The 15703-nt window shown below is 66.7% G+C and carries 19 protein-coding genes; 3 read left to right on the top strand and 16 right to left on the bottom strand.

What is annotated here, in order from left to right; genetic code table 11:
• Window positions 1-49 precede the first annotated feature (49 nt).
• From ACFC14_RS13295 to ACFC14_RS13235, 13 genes are all read right to left on the bottom strand, one after another.
• Window positions 50-910, bottom strand: coding sequence for a regulatory protein RecX (locus ACFC14_RS13295; protein ID WP_376105261.1), 861 nt, complete (start codon window positions 908-910; stop codon window positions 50-52).
• Window positions 910-1959 (bottom strand): recombinase RecA, encoded by a 1050-nt coding sequence (gene recA, locus ACFC14_RS13290; protein ID WP_105668419.1) that lies wholly within the window; start codon window positions 1957-1959, stop codon window positions 910-912. The genes ACFC14_RS13295 and recA overlap by 1 nt, the downstream gene beginning before the upstream one ends.
• Window positions 1960-2228: 269 nt before the next feature.
• On the bottom strand, window positions 2229-2453 hold the full coding sequence (locus ACFC14_RS13285) for a DUF3046 domain-containing protein (protein WP_376105258.1): 225 nt from the start codon (window positions 2451-2453) through the stop codon (window positions 2229-2231).
• Between the two features lie 21 nt (window positions 2454-2474).
• Window positions 2475-2783, bottom strand: a complete 309-nt coding sequence (locus ACFC14_RS13280) for a helix-turn-helix domain-containing protein (protein ID WP_017830901.1) — start codon at window positions 2781-2783, stop codon at window positions 2475-2477.
• Between the two features lie 141 nt (window positions 2784-2924).
• Complete coding sequence (locus ACFC14_RS13275) at window positions 2925-3413, bottom strand: CinA family protein (protein ID WP_376105255.1); 489 nt, start codon at window positions 3411-3413, stop codon at window positions 2925-2927.
• Window positions 3410-3988 carry a CDP-diacylglycerol--glycerol-3-phosphate 3-phosphatidyltransferase gene (pgsA, locus tag ACFC14_RS13270; RefSeq protein ID WP_376105252.1) on the bottom strand — a complete coding sequence of 193 codons (579 nt, stop codon included), beginning with the start codon at window positions 3986-3988 and terminating at the stop codon, window positions 3410-3412. The genes ACFC14_RS13275 and pgsA overlap by 4 nt, the downstream gene beginning before the upstream one ends.
• Window positions 3988-6708 carry a DNA translocase FtsK gene (locus tag ACFC14_RS13265; RefSeq protein ID WP_376105249.1) on the bottom strand — a complete coding sequence of 907 codons (2721 nt, stop codon included), beginning with the start codon at window positions 6706-6708 and terminating at the stop codon, window positions 3988-3990. Before ACFC14_RS13265 ends, pgsA begins: the two co-directional genes overlap by 1 nt.
• Window positions 6709-6782: 74 nt before the next feature.
• On the bottom strand, window positions 6783-7277 hold the full coding sequence (locus ACFC14_RS13260) for a GNAT family N-acetyltransferase (protein ID WP_376105246.1): 495 nt from the start codon (window positions 7275-7277) through the stop codon (window positions 6783-6785).
• Window positions 7278-7350: 73 nt separating this feature from the next.
• Window positions 7351-9027: a ribonuclease J gene (locus ACFC14_RS13255; protein ID WP_376105243.1), complete on the bottom strand. Its 1677-nt coding sequence runs from the start codon at window positions 9025-9027 to the stop codon at window positions 7351-7353.
• Between the two features lie 53 nt (window positions 9028-9080).
• Complete coding sequence (gene dapA, locus ACFC14_RS13250; RefSeq protein WP_029259018.1) at window positions 9081-10058, bottom strand: 4-hydroxy-tetrahydrodipicolinate synthase; 978 nt, start codon at window positions 10056-10058, stop codon at window positions 9081-9083.
• A gap of 51 nt (window positions 10059-10109) precedes the next feature.
• Window positions 10110-10871, bottom strand: coding sequence for an SDR family NAD(P)-dependent oxidoreductase (locus tag ACFC14_RS13245; RefSeq protein WP_376105239.1), 762 nt, complete (start codon window positions 10869-10871; stop codon window positions 10110-10112).
• On the bottom strand, window positions 10871-11347 hold the full coding sequence (locus tag ACFC14_RS13240; RefSeq protein WP_376105236.1) for a dihydrofolate reductase: 477 nt from the start codon (window positions 11345-11347) through the stop codon (window positions 10871-10873). Before ACFC14_RS13240 ends, ACFC14_RS13245 begins: the two co-directional genes overlap by 1 nt.
• Window positions 11344-12153 (bottom strand): thymidylate synthase, encoded by an 810-nt coding sequence (locus tag ACFC14_RS13235; protein ID WP_136043715.1) that lies wholly within the window; start codon window positions 12151-12153, stop codon window positions 11344-11346. Before ACFC14_RS13235 ends, ACFC14_RS13240 begins: the two co-directional genes overlap by 4 nt.
• 117 nt (window positions 12154-12270) lie before the next feature.
• Here ACFC14_RS13235 and ACFC14_RS13230 point away from each other — a divergent pair, with 117 nt between their 5' ends.
• The 3 genes from ACFC14_RS13230 to ACFC14_RS13220 all read left to right on the top strand — a co-directional run bounded on the left by ACFC14_RS13230 (window position 12271) and on the right by ACFC14_RS13220 (window position 13794).
• Window positions 12271-12684: a thioredoxin family protein gene (locus ACFC14_RS13230; protein ID WP_376105233.1), complete on the top strand. Its 414-nt coding sequence runs from the start codon at window positions 12271-12273 to the stop codon at window positions 12682-12684.
• A gap of 23 nt (window positions 12685-12707) precedes the next feature.
• Window positions 12708-13283: a DUF4395 domain-containing protein gene (locus ACFC14_RS13225; protein WP_376105230.1), complete on the top strand. Its 576-nt coding sequence runs from the start codon at window positions 12708-12710 to the stop codon at window positions 13281-13283.
• Between the two features lie 85 nt (window positions 13284-13368).
• On the top strand, window positions 13369-13794 hold the full coding sequence (locus tag ACFC14_RS13220; RefSeq protein ID WP_136043712.1) for an OsmC family peroxiredoxin: 426 nt from the start codon (window positions 13369-13371) through the stop codon (window positions 13792-13794).
• A gap of 15 nt (window positions 13795-13809) precedes the next feature.
• On the opposite strand, the gene ACFC14_RS13215 is transcribed toward ACFC14_RS13220, so the two are convergent.
• The 3 genes from ACFC14_RS13215 to ACFC14_RS13205 form a co-directional block, all read right to left on the bottom strand.
• Window positions 13810-14244, bottom strand: a complete 435-nt coding sequence (locus tag ACFC14_RS13215; RefSeq protein ID WP_376105227.1) for a hypothetical protein — start codon at window positions 14242-14244, stop codon at window positions 13810-13812.
• Window positions 14244-14984: a 4-hydroxy-tetrahydrodipicolinate reductase gene (dapB, locus tag ACFC14_RS13210; protein WP_136043711.1), complete on the bottom strand. Its 741-nt coding sequence runs from the start codon at window positions 14982-14984 to the stop codon at window positions 14244-14246. The genes ACFC14_RS13215 and dapB overlap by 1 nt, the downstream gene beginning before the upstream one ends.
• An 82-nt stretch (window positions 14985-15066) precedes the next feature.
• The gene (locus ACFC14_RS13205) at window positions 15067-15669 is read right to left on the bottom strand and encodes a histidine phosphatase family protein (protein WP_136043710.1); all 603 of its coding nucleotides are present in this window, start codon (window positions 15667-15669) and stop codon (window positions 15067-15069) included.
• Window positions 15670-15703: the final 34 nt, after the last annotated feature.

Below are 15703 nucleotides of genomic sequence, written 5' to 3'. Positions count from 1 at the left end.
GATCGACCTATTCTACGAGCCGTGCTGGTGCGGTTGCTGCGTGACCTAGTCACTCCGAATCGACGAACCGGACGCCAGAGCTCGACGCATTCGAGCCTGTCTCCCGCAGCGCCTGCTTGGCCGCCTTCATCGCCACGGACCCGTTGTACCCGCGTCGTGAGAGCTGCCCCACCAGTCGCCGGAGAGCGGTGTCATTGTCGAGACGGCTCAAAGAACGCGCCTTGGTGCGCGCGAACTCCAGGGCGCGCTCATCGTCGTCGTCCGGTAGCTCGTCGAGTGCACCGTCGATCACGTCCCGTGGAATACCTCGTTGAGCGAGCGCGCGCGCGAGGGCGACTCTCCCCTGCCCCTTTCGTTCGACACCGGAAGTCACCAGAACGCTGGCGAGTGCAGCATCGTCGAGGTAGGCACGACGACGGAAATCCTCGATCACTTCATCGATCACGCCGTTCTCGAGACCGTGCCCACGGAGGGCCTGGCGCGCTTCGGAGACGGAGAGCGACCGGGTCCGCAGCTTTCGCACGAGGGATTCCTCGGCTGCGGTTCGAATCTCGTCGGAATCGACCGAGTCCTCGATATCGTCCTGAGGCGCGGTTGGAGTCCCAAGCGCATGAAGTCGGGGCGAGGAACTCGCTGTCAACGAACCCGATCTGGCTGATGCCCCTCGCGCGGGATGACGATCGCTTGGACTACCTGATTCAGCTCGGCTCGCCACGGGAGTGGCGCCCTCAGGCGAATGCCACGTCGACCGCCACAGCTCTGCATCAGCCGCGCGCTCGGGAACACCACCAGAGTTGTCGTCACCAGCGACCGGGCTGATCGAAACCGGGTCGACATTCTTGGTGGCGCGCCCGAAAAGGGGAATGATGGGGGCGATCCGGTCAGGGTCGCCCCCACGAGCATCATTCATCAGGCCGGACGACGCTCAGCGAGCTCGTCTGCCGCAGCAGGCACGGCCGCCGGTCCGCCGATGCCGAGCTTCTGCTTGATCTGCGTCTCGATCGCGAGCGCGATGTCGGGGTTGTTGAGCAGGAACGTTCGTGCGTTCTCCTTGCCCTGACCCAGCTGGTCGCCGTCGTAGGTGTACCACGAACCCGACTTCTTCACGATGGCGTGTTCGACGCCGAAGTCGATCAGGCTGCCCTCGCGTGAGATGCCGACGCCGTAGAGGATGTCGAACTCCGCCTGCTTGAAGGGCGGGGCCATCTTGTTCTTCACGACCTTGACCCTGGTACGGTTTCCGACCGCGTCGGTGCCGTCCTTCAGCGTCTCGATACGACGGATGTCCATGCGGACCGACGCGTAGAACTTCAGCGCCTTACCACCGGCTGTCGTCTCAGGCGAGCCGAAGAAGACGCCGATCTTCTCACGGAGCTGGTTGATGAAGATCATGGTGGTGTTGGTCTGGTTGAGACCACCGGTCAGCTTGCGCAGCGCCTGCGACATGAGTCGCGCCTGCAGACCCACATGCGAGTCACCCATCTCTCCCTCGATCTCGGCGCGAGGCACGAGCGCTGCGACGGAGTCGATGACGATGAGGTCGATGGCGCCGGAGCGCACGAGCATGTCGGCGATCTCCAGCGCCTGCTCACCGGTGTCGGGCTGAGACACCAGAAGTGCATCGATGTCGACACCGAGCTTCGCCGCGTAGTCGGGGTCGAGCGCGTGTTCCGCGTCGATGAAAGCCGCGATGCCGCCGGCGCGCTGGGCGTTGGCGATCGCGTGCAGCGTGAGGGTCGTCTTACCCGAGGACTCAGGCCCGTAGATCTCGACGATACGGCCACGCGGGAGACCTCCGACGCCGAGAGCGACGTCGAGGGCGATGGAGCCGGTGGGGATGACGGCCACGGGGGCGCGCTCATCGCTGCCCAGCCGCATGACCGAACCCTTTCCGAACTGGCGGTCGATCTGAGCGAGGGCGGTCTCGAGAGACTTCTCGCGGTCGGCGGGTGATGGCATGATGTGCTCCTTCTGCGCGCGTGGTGCCGCCTGTAGGCTGTCGCGGCTCGTCCCGGCTGGGAAGAACTCTCCGACAAGGCGTATGGCTCTTCGGCTTGTTCTCCACCGTACGAGAGGCCACCGACATCGTCTCGGCGAACCCGCATTCGGTGTAGAGCAGAAGCTCTGAACCACTTGTGCAGAAGACTACGCCCGTTTCGAACACATCTTCGACGACACGCCGAAGATCGCGCGCCATGTCCCGTAACCTGCGGACATTCCTCCGGGGCTCAGCGCCCGCGCGGCTCCTGCCGTCCGACGCCGTGTCGACGGCTCTCGGGAATGTCCATCTCGGCGCAGAGCGCCAGCCAGATCTCCCGCGGCGGTGTACCGTCTTCCAGAGCTTCGAGCGCCGTGCGGCCATGCAAGGCCGACAACCCGAGATCGTTCACCAACGAGGAAGCTCGGGCCTGGAACTCGGTTTCGACGGCGCGAAGGAACTCGCTACGACGCATTGCTCATACGCACGCTGCGGCTCAGTGCAGCGAGAGCTGGGGCTCGATCGATGCGACAAGGTCGTCGGGAACGACGTCCGGGAACACCTGGATACCTTCGAGCACCGAGATGCGATCTCCGACCTCGCGCATGATCGTCGAGATGGGAACGTCGAGGGCATCGGCGACGGACGCGAGAATCTCGCTCGACGCCTCCTTCTGGCCCCGCTCGACCTCACTGAGGTAGCCGAGCGCCACCGACGCCTTGCTTGCGACCTGCCGGAGCGTACGCCCCTTCTGCAGGCGGAAGTCCCTCAGCACATCGCCGATTTCCTGTCGTACAAGAATCATCGGAACCTCCTCCCCGTGTGATCGTTCGAGGTCTCCCCCGATGAGACAGCCAGTCTAGTACTCCTGGCCTGCACGAAATCTACCCCTGCACTCTGTGGTTTGAATGTGAGCACATCGGTAATAACCGACGTCGGGCCGTCACTATTCCGAGACCGTCTCGAGCAGCGTCGTCAGAGCCGCCGTCACCGTCTGCCTACAGATCGCATCACGGCTACCGCTCAGGTGCAGCGCCTTCACCGAAGAGCCGTCCGGCGTCACGATCCCGATGTGAACAGTTCCCACAGGCTGGCCGTCGGGGGAATCCGGGCCGGCGATACCGGTCGTCGACAGCCCGACGTCAGCCGGCACGCCATCCACGCTCACGACCCTGCGCACGCCGTCGGCCATCTGCAGGGCGACCTGCGGATGGACCGGTCCCTGTGCGGCGAGGAGCTCGGGGTCCACGCCGAGGACGGTCGCCTTGACCGGGGTCGCATAGGCCACGACGCCGCCGAGCAGGACCTTCGAGGCTCCCGGAACGGATACGACCTCGGCGCACAGCGCACCGCCCGTGAGTGACTCCGCGACGCCCAGAGTCCAGCCGCGGCGAGTCAGCGCCGACAGCAGTGCGGCGGTGCCCGCGTCGCTCATGCCCGCTTCTGGCGCGATCCGCGCACCTGGGCAACGATGTAGTCGACACCGCTGGCCACCGTGAGGACAAGCACGATGAGCATCAGGATGAACGTGATGATCGTCCAGGCCTCGAGGCCGATGAGGACGTGCAGCGGCAGCAGCGCCCAGCCGAGCGCGACGCCCTGGAAGGCCGTCTTGATCTTGCCCATCCAGGCTGCCGCGACGACATGTTCGCTGGCGACCATCAAACGGTGGATGGTGATCCCCCACTCACGGACGAGGATGATCGCGACGATCCACCAGCTGACCTCGCCGAGGATGGCGAGCCCGATGAAGCCCGCTCCGGTGAGCATCTTGTCGGCGATCGGGTCCCAGAGTTTGCCGAAGTCACTGACGATGTCGTACTTGCGTGCGAGGTAACCGTCGACCCAGTCGGTGGAGATCCCGACGATGAAGATGATGGCGGCCGCCCAGCGCAGGCCGGGGTCGGGGAGACCGTACGTACCGCCCAGCAGCAGCAGCACGAAGAAGATGACCGCCAGCGGGATGCGCGCGACTGTGATGGCGTTGGGCAGCTGCCGAGGAATCGCCATCAGTCGCGCCCCGTCAGACCCCAGGCGTCTTCATCGCCGCCCTCGGCCTCCACCTCGGGGAGACCTTCGTACTGGGCAGCGATCGGATCGTGCGTCTGAGGCATTGGCGGCACCGGAGGGGCCACCGGAGCAGCCGAAGCCGGGGACGCCGCCGGGGCATCTTCTCCGCGCAGCTTCGCCATCACCTGCGGGAGCTGCTCAGCCGTGGCCAGCACATCGCGAGCCTTGGACCCCTCGGAGGGTCCGACGATCTCGCGCGATTCCAGAAGGTCCATGAGGCGACCCGCCTTGGCGAAGCCGACACGCAGCTTTCGCTGGAGCATCGACGTCGATCCGAACTGCGAGGAGACGATGAGCTCGGCAGCCGCGAGCAGCAGCTCCAGGTCGTCACCGATGTCTTCGTCGACTTCCTTCTTCTTCGTCGGCTCCATCGCCTCCTGAACGTCGGGACGGTAATCCGGACGAGCCTGACGGGTGACGTGCTTGACGACCGCGTCGATCTCCTTCTCGTCGACCCAGGCCCCCTGCAGACGGAACGGCTTCGAGGACCCCATCGGTGAGAACAGCGCGTCTCCCTGCCCGATCAGCTTGTCGGCACCGGGGCTGTCGAGGATGACGCGGCTGTCTGTGACGCTGGTGACGGCGAACGCGAGTCGCGACGGGACGTTGGCCTTGATGAGACCGGTGACCACGTCGACGCTGGGGCGCTGCGTCGCGAGGACCAGGTGGATGCCGGAAGCTCGAGCAAGCTGGGTGATGCGGACGATCGAATCCTCGACGTCGCGCGGGGCGACCATCATGAGGTCGGCCAGCTCATCGACCACGACCAGCAGATAAGGGTACGGCTTGAGCACCCGCTCGCTGCCGACCGGCACCTCGACCTCGCCCGCACGCACGGCCCGGTTGAAGTCGTCGATGTGGCGGAAGCCGAACGACGCGAGGTCGTCGTACCGCATGTCCATCTCCTTCACGACCCACTGCAGCGCCTCGGCTGCCTTCTTCGGGTTCGTGATGATGGGCGTGATGAGGTGAGGGACGCCGGCGTAGCTGGTGAGCTCCACGCGCTTCGGGTCGATCAGGACCATACGCACGTCAGCGGGGCGCGCCCGCATCAGCAGGCTCGTGATCATGGAGTTCACGAAGCTCGACTTACCGGAGCCCGTTGAACCGGCGACCAGGAGGTGCGGCATCTTGGCGAGGTTGGCGATGACGATGTTGCCGCCGACATCCTTGCCGACACCGATCGTCATCGGGTGCGTGCTCTTCTGGGCGGCGGGCGAGCGCAGCACATCGCCGAGCGCGACCATCTCCTTGTCGGCGTTGGGGATCTCGATGCCGATCGCGCTCTTGCCCGGGATCGGCGAGAGGATGCGGACGTCGTTCGACGCCACGGCGTAGGCGAAGTTGTTGCTCAGCTGGAGGATCTTCTCGACCTTGACACCGTGACCGACCTCGACCTCGTACTGCGTGACCGTCGGCCCGCGCGAGAAGCCGGTGACCTTCGCGTCGACCTTGAACTGGGACAGCACGCTCGTGATCTGCTCGATCACCTTGTCGGTGGCCTCGGAGCGCATGACCGGCGGCGGTCCTTCGACCAGGAGGCCCGGAGAGGGAAGGATGTAGGGCGTGACGGGGGCCTGCGGCCCACGGTCGCCCGGGCCCTCCGTGCCGAAACCGTCGAGGCCGGGAAGCTCCGGCACCTCTCCGGTGTCGGAGGAATCATCGAGCAGAGCCGTGGTCTGTTGCTCGGCCAGCGAATCGGCGACCGACCGGACATCGGACAGCACCTCGGTGGCGGCGTCGTAGGGATTCTCGACGACAACCGCCTGGTCGTAGGCCGGAGTCGGGTCGGAGGTCGTGAGGAGAGCCGTGATGTCATCGGAGCCGAGAGTGCCCTCGTCGGGGTCTTCTTCCCGCCCGGTCTTGTTGCGCCGCCACCACGGCAGCACGTCAGGGTCGTCGACCTTGTCGGCGTCGTCGATCGCAGCGACGTCCTTCGCAGGCTTCTCCGGACGCTCGGCGTCGAACATCCACGCGTAGAGGTCGCCGAGGCGCCGACCGATGCGGTTCGGCGGGGTCTTGGTGAGGATGAGGATGCTGAGTGCGGTCAGCAGAGCAAGCACGATATAGGCGGGGATGACGGTCAGGTACGTCAGCGGCTGACCCACGAGCCACCCGAATAGGCCGCCCCCCGCACTCAATGCGGTGATGTCCGGCTGGGGTTGCGGCTGTCCACCGGCGACATGGCAGAAACCCGCGAGCGAGATCACGAACAGGCCGAAACCGAAGCCGATGCGTCCGTTGTCGTGAACGGAGGCCGGGTGACGGAACAGCCATCCTGCCAGCACGAGCAGGAGCAGGGGCATGATGAACGCCACTCTGCCGACGAGCAGCCCCACCGAGTAGGCGCTGATGTTCTCGGCCACCTCGTTGCCGATGAAGACCCACTCGTTCACGGCCCCCAGGGCAGCGAGCAGCACCAGGAGGAACGGGAAGCCGTCTCGACGGTCATCCTTCTCGAGAGCCTCCGGTCCGAAGGCGCGGAAGAGGCCGCCGACACCGTGCGCCAGTCCGAGCCAGGCACGAACGGCGACCGGAGGCTTCTCCGCCTCGTCGATGTACTTCTTGGGAGCGGGCTGGGCCTTGGGAGCCGTCTGCCGCTTGGGGCGCGACGGCGCGCTTGTCGACGCGCGCTCTGTCTTCGTGGTACTCCTGGCCATGATTCTCACGTTACGTCCAACAGCCGACATCTCCGCGTAATGACGCGGCTTTCCACCGATCCGGGCAACGCCGGCTATCGGGTGCGACGTGCCATCGTGTCGCGGGTCGCACCCTCCCCCACGACCGTGAATCCCTCGGCGCGATACAGGTTGCGCGCGAAGTTGTCCCGTTCGACGCTCAAGCTGATCCGTGCGTGCCCCTCCGCTCCGGCGAGCTGCACGATGCCGCGCAGGAGGGAGCGTCCGACCCCCCGAGCGCGCCAGAGCGGGTGCACTCCGATGATCAGCTCGGGGACAGCGGCACCGACGAAGCCGAATCCCGGGGCATCCTGGGGCAACACCCGATACCAGGCGGCACCGACCGAGACGCCGTCGCCGCCGGTGGCGACAAGACCGTCGTCGGACAGGCGCTTCCAGCCCGCGAGATACCGCCGATGTTCCGGGGACGTCAGCACCTCGTGGCGCGGACGCACTCCCCCGGCGCGCCAGTTGGCGGCCTCGACGAGCATGTCGCCGAGGAACTTCGCATCCGTCTGCGCCGCCCTGCGAAGGGCAATGCCCCTGTCCATGACGCGAGCCTAGGACGACGGTGTTACGCCGGGATGTCCGGCAGCCGTGAGTGGGAAGAGGTCTTCCCTGCCGTCACGCCTCGATGACGAGCGGGACGATCATCGGCCGACGGCGGAGACGCTGGTTGACCCAGCGACCGATGGTGCGTCGCACGACCTGCGACAGCGAATGGGTGTCGCGCACCCCGTTGCCCGCCGCCTCCTTGAGCGCCGCGACGATCTTCGGCGCGACGTCGTCGAAGACGGAGTCGTCTTCGGCCACACCACGCGCGTGGATCTCGGGCCCGGAGATGATGCGGCCCGTCGCGGCATCCACGACGACGATCACGGAGATGAAGCCCTCTTCGGCGAGGATGCGTCGATCCTTCAGGTCCGCATCGGTGATCGCTCCGACCGAAGAGCCGTCCACGTAGACGAACCCGAGATCCAGCTGCCCGACGACGCTCGCCACGCCGTCCTTCAGGTCGATCACCGTGCCGTTCGAGGCGATGATCGTGTTCGACTCCGGAACACCCGTGTCCTGCGCGAGCTTGGCGTTCGCGATCAGATGCCGATACTCGCCGTGCACTGGAAGGACGTTCTTCGGCTTCAGGATGTTGTAGCAGTAGATCAGCTCGCCGGCGGCAGCGTGTCCGGAGACGTGCACCTTCGCGTTCGCCTTGTGCACGACGTTCGCGCCGAGCTTGGTCAGCCCGTCGATCACGCGGTAGACAGCGTTCTCGTTGCCCGGGATGAGGCTGGAGGCGAGGATGACGGTGTCGCCCTCGCTGATCTCGATCGCGTGGTCCATGTTCGCCATGCGGCTCAGCACCGCCATGGGCTCACCCTGGGAACCGGTCGACATGTAGACGATCTGCTCGTCGGGGAGGTCGCGCGCCTTCTTGAAGTCGATGAGGACCCCGTCGGGGACCTTCAGGTAGCCGAGCTGCTCGGCGATCGTCATGTTGCGCACCATGCTCCGACCGAGGAAGGCGACGCGGCGACCATTGGCGTACGCGGCGTCGATGACCTGCTGCACACGGTGGACGTGGCTGGAGAAGCTCGCGACGATGACGCGGCGAGGCGCCTTGGCGATGACCTGATCGAGAACGGGACCGATCGAGCGCTCGGTCGGCGTGAAGCCGGGGACGTCGGCGTTGGTCGAGTCGACGAGGAACAGGTCCACACCCTCCTCACCGAGGCGTGCGAAGGCCCGCAGGTCTGTGATGCGGCCGTCCAATGGCAGCTGGTCCATCTTGAAGTCACCCGTGGCGAGCACCATGCCGGCAGGGGTACGGATGGCGACGGCCAGAGCGTCGGGGATCGAGTGGTTGACCGCGACGAACTCGAGATCGAACGGCCCGACCCGCTCCTGCTGCCCTTCCTTCACCGTGAGGGTGAAGGCCTTGATCCGGTGCTCCTTGAGCTTCGCCTCGACCAGCGCGAGGGTCAGGCCCGAACCGATCAGCGGGATGTCGCTCTTCAGGCGCAGCAGGTACGGAACGGCGCCGATGTGGTCCTCGTGGCCGTGCGTCAGCACGACACCGACGATGTCGTCGAGCCGGTCACGAATGGGCTCGAAGTCCGGAAGGATCAGATCGACGCCCGGCTGATGCTCCTCGGGGAAGAGCACGCCGCAGTCGACGATCAGGATCTTGCCGTCGTACTCGAAGGCGGTCATGTTGCGACCGATCTCGCCGAGCCCGCCGATCGGGATGACCCGCAGCGTCCCGTCAGCGAGAGGGGCCGGTTCTACCAGGGGAATGGACATGCTGTCTCCTCAGTCGGACACTCCGCGCGTCCGTTCGTTCATGGGGACGCGACTCAGCGCGTCGTGCCGTGCACCTTGGGCAGGGCACCACCCGCAGCCGCGTTGCGGTCGGGTCGGAAGTTCGAGAAATCGGCTCCTGGGACGTTCTGGACGAGGTCGAGCTCATCCTCGATGAGCGCGGCCTCCCATTCCTCGGGACCGACCAGGGGGAGGCGGACGCGCGGGCTGGAGATGCGTCCGAGCCCGTGCAGGATGTACTTGGCTGCAACGGTTCCGGGCACGTGGGTCATGACAGCGCGCACGAGCGGCTCGAGCCGCTTGTGCTCGGCTGTCGCCGTGGCCAGATCGCCGGCGTTCACCGCGTCGATGATCGTGCGGTACGGCGCAGCGGCGACGTTCGCCGTCACGCCGATGAGGCCGGTGGCCCCGATCGCGAGGTGCGGCAGCACGTTCGCGTCGTCGCCGGAGAAGTACATCAGATCGGTCTGGTTGAGCACGCGACTCACCTCGGAGAAGTCGCCCTTGGCGTCTTTCACCGCGAGGATGTTCGGGTGCTTCGCGAGGCGCAGGATCGTCTCGTACTTGATCGGCACACCGGTTCGGCCGGGAATGTCATACAGGATGACGGGCAGGTCGGTGGCGTCGGCGACGAGGCGGAAGTGCGTGAGGATTCCGGCCTGCGTGGGCTTGTTGTAGTACGGCGTGACGATCATGATGCCGTCGGCGCCGGCCTTCTCACTGGCCTTGTACAGCTCGATCGCGTGCGCCGTCTCGTTCGAGCCACCTCCGGTGATGATCTTGGCGCGGCCTGCCGAGACCGACTTGCCGACTTCGACGAGCTTGAGCTTCTCAGGGTCCGTCAGGGTCGAGGTCTCGCCGGTCGTTCCCGTCACGACGATGCCGTCCGCACCCGCGGTGATCACGTCATCGATGTGCTTCTCGACGGCGGGCCAATCGACTTCGCCGTCGGCCGTCATCGGAGTGACGAGCGCGACGAGAACCTGTCCGAAAGGGTTGCCCGAGTGCGTCATAGACCCAGCGTATCGGTTCGGGTCACCGTCATGCGGACGCGGTGACGCTCGTCACACGCGACCACGACGGGCGACGCCCGACGTCAGCGAACTCGGCAGCACACGCGTCAACCCCACGATCGCCTTGTATCGCAGCGACGGAATGGACACGGACTTGCCGCGGGCCGCATCACGCAATGCCGTGCGGACGACGTCGCGCGCGTTCAACCACATGATCCCCGGCACGCCCTCCTCGCCCACAGCCAAGCCCATCCGCTCGTGGAATGAGGTGTGCGTGAATCCCGGGCAGAGGGCGGTGACGCTGACTCCGTCGCGCGCATACTCCGCGTTCGCCCAGCGACTGAAGCCGATCAGCCAGGACTTGCATGCGGAATAGGTGGAGCGGGAGATGAAGCCGGCGACGGAGGCCACGTTGATGATGCGGCCTCCGCGTCCGCGCATCGACTGCAGCGCTGCGTGCATGAGGCGCATCGACGCCTCGACGTGCACCCGGAGGTGCCGGACCTCGTCGTCGATGTCGTTGTCGGCGAATTGGAGCGGCAACCCGAACCCGGCATTGTTCACGAGCAGGTCGACGGGGTCGGCAGTGTCGCGCAGCCGTGCGGCGATGCCCTCGACCCCGGCCGCGTCCGCCAGATCGGCGGGAAGCACCTCGACCGCCACCCCATATTCACTGCGCAACTCGGCTGCCAGCTGCTGCAGCGCGTCCTCGGATCGGGCGACGAGGATGAGGTCGGCTCGGCGCCTGGCGAGCTGGCGGGCGAACTCCGCCCCCAGTCCGGCGCTGGCTCCCGTGATCAGAGCAGTGGGCATCAGCGCTCGAATCCGAGGAAGCGATAGCGGATGCCGGTGCGCGAAGTCTGCCACTCCCCCTCGTCGACGAGTCGCCACCCGGTCTTGGCGGGCGCGTAGGCGTCGCCGTCGACATCGAGATCGAGCTCGGTCACCTCAAGCCGGTCGGCGTCCCCGATCACCTGGCGGAAGATCTCCGCGCCACCGATGATCCACAGCCTGTCCTGGCCCCGGACTGCCTCGGCCACCGTCGCCGCGCGACGCGCACCTTCTTCGGACCAGTCCTGCTGTCGGGTCACCACGATGTTGTCGCGGCCCGCGAGCGGCCGGAACCGTTCAGGTAGCGAATCCCAGGTCTTGCGCCCCATCACCACCGGCGCACCGAGGGTGACGTCCTTGAAATGAGCCAGGTCTTCGGGCACGTGCCAGGGCATGCCGCCCTCGGCGCCGATCACGCCGCCGTGAGCCTCGGCCCAGATGAGGCCGACCCAGGTCATACCGCCACCGCCGCGCGGATGGGGGCGTGGTGTTGATAGTCCTCCACGACGAAGTCCTCGTAGCGGTAGTCCGAGATCGACTCCGGCTTCCGCGCGAAGCGCAGCGTCGGGTACTCGAAAGGCTCGCGGCTCAGCTGCTCGCGCACCTGGTCGACATGGTTGTCATAGACGTGGCAATCGCCACCCGTCCACACGAAGTCACCGGGCTCGAGCCCCACCTGCTGCGCGATCATCATCGTGAGCAGGGCATAGGAGGCGATGTTGAACGGCACACCGAGGAACATGTCGGCGCTGCGCTGATACAACTGGCACGAGAGCTTGCCGTCGGCCACGTAGAACTGGAAGAGCGCATGACAGGGCGCGAGGGCCATGTCGGGGATGTCGGCCGGGTTCCACGCCGACACGATCAGCCTGCGCGAATCGGGCGAGCGGCGGATCTGCTCGATCACCTCGGACAGCTGGTCGATACTGCCGCCGTCGGGCGTCGGCCACGACCGCCACTGCACACCGTAGACGGGGCCAAGATCGCCCGACTCATCCGCCCACTCGTCCCAGATCGTGACGCCGTTCTCCCGCAGCCATCCGACGTTGGAGTCGCCCTGGAGGAACCAGAGCAGCTCGTAGGCGATGGACTTGAAGTGCACGCGTTTCGTGGTGATGAGCGGGAACCCCTTCGACAGGTCGAAGCGGATCTGTCGGCCGAAGACGCTCGTGGTCCCGGTTCCCGTCCGATCCGACTTGTGCGTGCCGGTCTCCAGGACGTCGCGGAGCAGGTCTTCGTAGGGAGTCGGGACGGCTGCGCTCATGACAGCCACGATACCTTCCCACCCCGGGTCACGGGCGGAACCGGCGCGGGGCGATCAGGGTTCGTCATGCTCCGAAACATCGGCCTCCGCTCCCGACAGAGCACGTAATCTCGACACATGTCGCCCGCCCTCGCTCTCGCCGTCGCCGCTGCGCTCCTCGCGCTCGCGACCGTCGTGGGCATCGTGCTGCGGCGTCGCGACGGAAGACGTCTCGGAGGCGGGAACCTCCGATTCGATCCCGCCGACGCGGCATCGAACGGACTCGGTGATCGTGCCACCCTCGTGCAGTTCAGTACCGAGATGTGCGCACGGTGCCCGCAGGTGCGCCGACTGCTGCGCGACTACGTCTCCGACCACGACGGGCTCACGCACGTCGAGGTCGACCTGACCCATCATCCCGATCTCTCGACGCGCTACCGCGTGCTGCAAACGCCGACGACCTTCCTCGTCGACGGCACCGGCGCGGTCCGCGCACGATTCCATGGCGTTCCCCACCGGCACGCCCTCGCAGAAGCCCTCGCCGCCGTCTGACGTGCGAAGACCGGAGCACACAAATGAGCACTCCCGCAGGCATCGATCCCCGTGGTCCGCGCTTCGCCGCGACGATCACCGCGTTGCTGCTGCTCGTGGCGACGTTCCTGGCGCTGATCGGGATATCGACGGAATCCGCCAGTTCAGGCTCATTCGGCTGGTTCGCCTATCAGCCGCTCGCGGATTCCACGTTCGTCCCCGGTGGTTTGGTGATCTCATCGTCGACACCCGCTCAGCGCGCGCTCGACCCGGGCTTCCTGCTCGCGGTCGTGATCGCCCTCCTGTTCCTGTGGGGTGTCGTCTCCCCGCGCACCGCGCCGTGGAGCGTCGTCTTCCGCACGCTGGTCCGCCCGCGACTCTCCCCGCCGGCAGAGCTCGAAGACCCGCGCCCGCCCCGGTTCTCCCAGGGGGTGGGGCTGTTCGTCGTCGGCATCGGCCTCCTGCTGCACCTCGCCGGCGTTCCGTGGGCTCTTCCGATCGCCACCGCTGCGGCTTTCATCGCCGCTTTCCTCAACGCGGCGTTCGCCTTCTGCCTGGGGTGCCAGCTCTACCTCCTGTTGCAGCGCGCCGGCATCGTCGGTCGCGCCGCGTCCGCCTGATTCCTGTTCCGTCCCGACCGGCCCGTCGGTAGGCTGGCCGCTACGTGACCCGCACACCGAGCGGGGCCCGAGAAGCGGAGGAATCATGCCCGTCACCAGCGAAGCCGCCAGCACCTGGACCGGATCGCTCATGGAGGGATCGGGCACGGTCGCGTTCTCGTCGTCGAACCTCGGCACCTTCCCGATCAACTGGAAGGCCCGCAGCGAGGGCAGCGACACCACGACCACGCCCGAGGAACTCATCGCGGCAGCCCACTCCGCGTGCTTCAGCATGGCGCTCTCACACGCGCTCGCCGAGAACGGCACCCCGCCGGAGCGCGTCAACACGACGGCCTCGGTCACGTTCAAGCCGGGCGTCGGCATCACGGGCAGTCACCTGAACGTGAACGCGACGGTACCGAACCTCACGCCCGAGGCGTTCCAGGAGATCGCGGCCGGTGCCAAGACCGGCTGCCCGGTGTCTCAGGCGCTTGCAGGGATCGAGATCACGCTCGAGGCCACCCTCGCCTGAGGGACGAGGCTGGGGTCAGCGACGCGAGAGGCGGATGGCCTCGCGGATGCTGGCCCTGGCATCCTTCCGACGTCCGGCGGCGTCCTGCACGACCCCCAGTCGGTAGCGTGCGCGCCAGTCATCGTCGGAGGCATCGGCCTCTGCGGTGTACCGCGCGATGAGCGGATCCGCGTCGGCCCGCGCGATGCGACCGCTCGGCGTCAGCTCCGTCTCCACCGGAGGCATCCCGCCTTCGGTGTCGAGAAGCCGTCCGAGGCGATCAGCTCCGAAGCCGAACATCATCTCCCGAACCAGCGCCCAGGCCCCGATCGGTGCCAGCACCAGCAGCGTGATGCCCATGCCGATCGAGACCGGAGTGCCGACCGAGATGAACATCACGGCAAGCCAGATCGCGACGGCGAGGTAGACCAGGAGCGCCGCGGCCATCAACCCGACGCCGATCCGTGACATCACGAGCGGATGCCGATATCGATCATGTGCTCGAGGCCGACGATCACGCCGCTGGCCTGAGCGGCGAAGGGGACGGCGAGACGGATCCCCGGCGCGTACGCGAGCGCAGAGTCCGTGGTGTCGTGCGTGAAGGTCAGCGACTCGCCGGGTCCCGAGAGGATGACCTCCTGCTTGGCGACGACCCCGGGGCGCCGCAGCGAATGGATCGGCACGCTGCCCACCTGCTGCCCCCGCGCACGCTGATCGGCGTGCGGAGCGCTGACCGGCCCCTGCTCCGCCCGGGCCGCTGCGATGAGCTCGGCCGTGCGCACAGCGGTGCCGCTCGGCGAATCGATCTTGGTCTCGCGGTGCGCTTCGATGATCTCGGCGGAGCCGAAGAACGGGGCGGCGGCGGCGGCCAGTGCCGATCCGAGCACCGAGCCGAGCGAGAAGTTCGGGATGAAGACCACGCCGGTGCCGGCGGCTTCGACGAGCGGGCGCACGAGAGCGATCCGTTCCGAGGACCACCCGGACGTCGCGACGAGAACGTTGATGCCTCGTTCGACGGCGGCTCGGACGACCTCGATGCTGACCTGCGGTGTCGAGGCATCGACGACCAGGTCGGCGCCATCCAGCTCGGAGAGATCGCTCGACGAGGTCAGCACACGGCTCACCTCGAAGCCCTCGAGCTCATCGATCACCGCACCGATGATCGTGCCGAGCTTCCCGGTTCCGCCGACGAGGGCTACCTGCGTGGTCATGCGTCCAGTCTATTTCGGCGGCGACTCCCTCCGGCCGGGGGCGCGCGGGGTGGATCACACCCCATCCCGGACCTGAGAGATCTCAGACGAGCAACGCGTCGGGAATGCCCGTGCGGAGCTCCACCGGAAGGTGCCCGGTGTCGTTGTGGGTGAGCAGGGTCCACGGCCGCCCCTGCTTCTGCGCGATCACCGTCAGGCCGCAATGCGACTGGTTCAGTGTCATCCACCGCCATTCGGGTGCGGCGAGCACCTCACGGACGAACCAGGAGATCACGAAGTTGTGCGTGATGAGAACCTCGTGCACGTCACCGGTCTTGCGCACGAGGAACTCCTCGACCGCATCCGACATCTGTGCGCGCCCCGCTTCGATCTCGGCTTCGGTGACCGAGCCGAAGAACGGTTCGAACACCGCGGGAGTCTCTTCGGTCATCCCCGTGGGCACGCAATCGAACAGCAGCGCGGTGGGCTCCGGGTCGACCGACGGCAGACGGGCCGCGATCGCTCGAGCCGTCTCGTTGGCACGGAGCAACGGCGAATGCCACACCGCGTCGAGCGGAAGTCCGGACAGCCGGTCGGCGATCAACTCGGCTTGACGCTGCCCTCGAGGAGAGAGGGGTCCGTCGGCGAGACCATGCTCCGCATCCTGATGTTCACCATGTCTGACCAGATATATGTAGTGCGTCACAACTCGCTCGCTTCATCGCCAGCATCCGCCGGGC

The sequence above is a fragment of the Microbacterium sp. NPDC055988 genome (assembly GCF_042269505.1).
In the GTDB taxonomy this organism is placed as follows: Bacteria; Actinomycetota; Actinomycetes; order Actinomycetales; family Microbacteriaceae; genus Microbacterium.
This window is presented reverse-complemented; position numbering and strand designations above follow the sequence as displayed.